Source organism: Terriglobus sp. YAF25 (assembly GCF_052113305.1).
Classification (GTDB): domain Bacteria; phylum Acidobacteriota; class Terriglobia; order Terriglobales; family Acidobacteriaceae; genus Terriglobus.
Window position 1 is genome coordinate 1 of sequence record NZ_JBFRCY010000912.1, and the last position, 2,749, is coordinate 2,749.

Genomic DNA, 2,749 nt, shown 5'->3' on the forward strand with positions numbered 1-2,749 from the left:
GGAGAGATGCTTATCGTTAAACACAGGCACGGAACGGTTGCTTTGCTCGAAGACCTTGATGACCTGCTGGTAGATCCACCAGCGCGGCAACAGCCAATGCCCCTTGAGATCGGTTGGATAGTTCCCGTGTTCCGCGACGATAACGACACCATCCACCGCAAGGTCCTTGCCGCCAAGGGTGACGGCTTCTCCCGGCGTTTTAAAGATGGGGATATTCTTTGCCTTGCATACTTTCTGCCCCAGCAAGCTCGTGTCGAACTGATGGATGTAAACGGACACCACGTCCACCTGTGAAGGAGTATGGGCGCCCTGCCACCAATAGCCGTCCAACAGCTTATTGACGATCCAGTCTGCATGGGATGTCGGCAGACCCCAATAGCTGACGAGACAGGCAATCCGAGGCCGTCTTCCGCTGGTTTGCGCAACGGCGCCGGGTGCGAAACCTGTCAAACCGGCTAAACCCGCCATGCCGGCCATTCCCAGTACCTCACGCCGCGTGAAGAGAGAGTTCGATCCAGTTGGCCCAGTGTTTAAAGATGTATCCGCCGCCGTAGCTGCAATTTCAAGATGTCTCTTTTTCATAGTCCGATGCGATTGTGTACAAACCAGCTTTGGTCAGTGCTGTCATCGTACTACCGGCGTACCGCCTTTGGCTTTTTCACCTATCGCTATCCGGATATCAGGCTGGAGCGTAACGTCACCGGCCGCAACGCTCCACCTCGTCTAAGCTTCGGAGAGTTGCGAGAGCTTTCGGCTCAGCAGGACTCCGCCGATAAGGAAGTAGACCGCACCGAAGATGGCATACCCTCCAAGATCCTTCGCATGTAGCTTTCCGCTAAGGCCGCCCAGTACAAAGGCAACGCCTGCGGCAGTCGATTGCGCACCGCTCAGGATCATCGCCCATTGTCCACCGAGTTGCTTGCGGCGAATGAGCCCGGCAACAAGCTGCAGCAGTCCGGCTCCGAGTGCCCATGCACCGAAGATCGCGATGGAGATCGCCTCTCTACTGAAGACCGTCAAGGCGATCCCAACAGCAGTCGCGGTTCCCAGCAGTGCATTGATCACCTGCGAGGTGCGTGCGCTGCCGGTGGGCCGAGAAGCGCCGAGATCGTACAGCGTGCAGGCTACATCCCACAGTGGGTACACGATGAGCAAAACGGAAGCGAAATGTGGCTGCGTAAGCGCCGCCGAAATCACGGCTCCGGCCCAAAGCAGCTGAAACGCCGTCCGGACGAGATACAGGTTGCGCAGGGAGCGGGCTGATTCAAAGGAATTGGTTTGCATAAAGCACCTTTCTACCTTCTAGTTGGTAGGTTTAATTGGCAGAGCCAGGGACACATGTGGCTCTGCAGTTTAGTGTTTGGGGGCAGCGATCCGCTTGAGCGCCGCTCCTGTAACTTGCTTGAAGACATCACACGATACACCCCTCCCAATACTGGACATAGGCATGAAGGCGCTTCCAGGGATCTTCGATCTGCCTGTCGAGCTGTTCAGTTCCTTCGATCGTTCTTTCGCGATGCGCTCTGAGAACGGCCGCGGCCAGACCAGCCTTTGTCGGGAAGTGGTGATGGATGCTCGGTTTTTTGATCTCCACCGCTTCCGAGATATCGGCGTAGCTGAAGGCCGAGTACCCTCTGTCGATCATCAGGGCCTCCGCCGCCTTCAGAATGCGTTCTGCCATCTCTCCTTGCATTACCAAAGTAGACTACCAACTAGTCGGTTTGGTTACAAAAACTTTGTGACCTTCAGCACCTATGGGGGTCGAAGAGGAAAATAGGGTGACAGGAGAGTTGCATGGCAGACACGAAGACCTTGATTGAGCAAGCGTACTCTGCATTCAATAAGCGTGACATCGACAGTGTCTTAGCACTGATGACGCACGATGTGAACTGGCCCAAGGTTTCGGAGGGCGGCAGAGCTGTAGGCAAGGAAGAGATCCGCGCCTACTGGACTCGGCAGTGGGAAGAGTTCGATCCCCATGTCGAGCCACTGGAAATCACCGAGGAAGATGGAGGCAAGGTCCGTGTCAGGGTGCACCAACTCGTCAAGAACCTTCACGGAGACCTTCTATTAGACAGAGAGATTTTTCATGTGTTCACCATGAAGACCGGTCTGATCGCGGCTATGGAGCTTGGGGACGAGGCTGACCCGGCTGCAGCATTCTCACATCGACCCTGACTCGCTGCCCGCAAGACAGCCAGCAAAGCTGGCCCACAGGAGATGAATCCCCTGAAATGAATTGACGAATACATCACCGAATGCTCTATCATGAGCCTCGTGATGTTCTTCTCCGTTATCTAAACCGGACAAAACAGGCAGGCTGCGATCAGCAGTTGCGGCCTTGTTGTTTTTGTATCTCGGCGGATTACTGCATGCCGCTTACTCGCCGGTTTAGAAAACAGGAGAAGTTTATGTCTTGGTCTGAACGTTTTGTTCAGCATCACAAGCGACAGACGGACTGCGCCATTCACCGTGCATTCATGCAATTGGCAGTGGATCCGCTCGCCTTGGAGAAGTTTCATGAAGTGCTGCACTGCGCGCGCAAGCGGGCGGCGCGCTTGTTCGAAGCGCCAGTCTTTAACGGCTGTCATCCCGGCATAGACGCGCTTGCCAATCTGTCTCGATTTCGAAACGCACACATCCGTCCAGTGATCGACTGGGCGGGCACATCTTCATCATGGCGGCCAGCGGTTTCGTCGTTGGCGCGCCATCTTATTTGCGAGTACAACGTTCCAGCGTTTCTTGCCTC

4 protein-coding genes and 1 pseudogene are annotated in these 2,749 nt (G+C 55.4%); 2 read left to right on the forward strand and 3 right to left on the reverse strand.

The genetic code is table 11. The annotated features are described in order from the left end of the window. The 3 genes and pseudogenes from AB4043_RS25145 to AB4043_RS25155 all read right to left on the reverse strand — a co-directional run. Positions 1-477: pseudogene (locus AB4043_RS25145) on the reverse strand (hypothetical protein); the annotation flags it as partial. A 246-nt stretch (positions 478-723) separates the two neighbouring features. After that, positions 724-1,284 carry a hypothetical protein gene (locus AB4043_RS25150; RefSeq protein ID WP_442302869.1) on the reverse strand — a complete coding sequence of 187 codons (561 nt, stop codon included), beginning with the start codon at positions 1,282-1,284 and terminating at the stop codon, positions 724-726. A gap of 127 nt (positions 1,285-1,411) precedes the next feature. Beyond that, complete coding sequence (locus AB4043_RS25155) at positions 1,412-1,681, reverse strand: TetR/AcrR family transcriptional regulator (protein ID WP_442308479.1); 270 nt, start codon at positions 1,679-1,681, stop codon at positions 1,412-1,414. A 113-nt stretch (positions 1,682-1,794) separates the two neighbouring features. On the opposite strand from AB4043_RS25155, the gene AB4043_RS25160 reads away from it, so the two are divergent. After that, positions 1,795-2,178: a nuclear transport factor 2 family protein gene (locus tag AB4043_RS25160; protein ID WP_442302871.1), complete on the forward strand. Its 384-nt coding sequence runs from the start codon at positions 1,795-1,797 to the stop codon at positions 2,176-2,178. A gap of 233 nt (positions 2,179-2,411) precedes the next feature. After that, positions 2,412-2,749, forward strand: a 338-nt coding sequence (locus AB4043_RS25165) for a hypothetical protein (RefSeq protein WP_442308480.1), incomplete at its 3' end; no start/stop codon positions are given.

Coding starts and splice junctions, on each gene's coding strand:
- AB4043_RS25150 (WP_442302869.1), bottom strand. CDS start 1,284: ATGCAAACCAATTCCTTTGAATCAGCCCGCTCCCTGCGCAACCTGTAT.
- AB4043_RS25155 (WP_442308479.1), bottom strand. CDS start 1,681: ATGGCAGAACGCATTCTGAAGGCGGCGGAGGCCCTGATGATCGACAGA.
- AB4043_RS25160 (WP_442302871.1), top strand. CDS start 1,795: ATGGCAGACACGAAGACCTTGATTGAGCAAGCGTACTCTGCATTCAAT.